This window comes from Arenibacter certesii DSM 19833, from assembly GCF_000429545.1.
GTDB lineage: Bacteria > Bacteroidota > Bacteroidia > Flavobacteriales > Flavobacteriaceae > Arenibacter > Arenibacter certesii.
Genome location: NZ_AUCB01000086.1, coordinates 1 through 1200 on the forward strand (window position 1 = coordinate 1; position 1200 = coordinate 1200).

Consider the following 1200-nt stretch of genomic DNA (forward strand, 5'->3'; position numbering starts at 1 on the left):
ACATGCTGGCAACTAACGGCAGGGGTTGCGCTCGTTATAGGACTTAACCTGACACCTCACGGCACGAGCTGACGACAACCATGCAGCACCTTGTAATCTGTCCGAAGAAAACTCTATCTCTAAAGCTGTCAGACTACATTTAAGCCCTGGTAAGGTTCCTCGCGTATCATCGAATTAAACCACATGCTCCACCGCTTGTGCGGGCCCCCGTCAATTCCTTTGAGTTTCATCCTTGCGGACGTACTCCCCAGGTGGGATACTTATCACTTTCGCTTGGCCGCCCAGCATTGCTGCCGGACAGCTAGTATCCATCGTTTACGGCGTGGACTACCGGGGTATCTAATCCCGTTCGCTCCCCACGCTTTCGTCCATCAGCGTCAGTATATGGTTAGTAACCTGCCTTCGCAATCGGTATTCTATGTGATATCTATGCATTTCACCGCTACACCACATATTCTAGTTACTTCACCATAACTCAAGACCACCAGTATCAAGGGCAATTCTACGGTTGAGCCGCAGACTTTCACCCCTGACTTAATGGCCCGCCTACGGACCCTTTAAACCCAATGATTCCGGATAACGCTCGGATCCTCCGTATTACCGCGGCTGCTGGCACGGAGTTAGCCGATCCTTATTCTTACGGTACCGTCAGTAGAGCACACGTGCCCTAGGTTCTTCCCGTATAAAAGCAGTTTACAATCCATAGGACCGTCTTCCTGCACGCGGCATGGCTGGATCAGGCTCTCGCCCATTGTCCAATATTCCTCACTGCTGCCTCCCGTAGGAGTCTGGTCCGTGTCTCAGTACCAGTGTGGGGGATCCCCCTCTCAGGGCCCCTACCCATCGCAGTCTTGGTAGGCCGTTACCCTACCAACTAACTAATGGGACGCATAGTCATCCTTTACCGTAACCTTTACCCTATATATGAATCCATACATAGGGACCATGGGGCATTGATCCAAATTTCTTCGGGCTATTCCCCAGTAAAGGGCAGATTCTATACGCGTTACTCACCCGTGCGCCGGTCGCCATCTTCCAGTAAACTGGAAATGCTGCCCCTCGACTTGCATGTGTTAGGCCTGCCGCTAGCGTTCATCCTGAGCCAGGATCAAACTCTTCATCGTTGATTCTTAAATTACTTCGATCAACCATTAAAAGCTAAATGCCCAGCTCGTATTTTCGGTTTCTTTTTTCAATATC

At 50.6% G+C, this 1200-nt stretch carries 1 rRNA gene; it reads right to left on the reverse strand.

Annotation, left to right across the window (positions count from 1 at the left end):
* Window positions 1-1124: ribosomal RNA gene (locus G466_RS0118905) — 16S ribosomal RNA — on the reverse strand; the annotation flags it as partial.
* Between the last annotated feature and the right edge of the window lie 76 nt (window positions 1125-1200).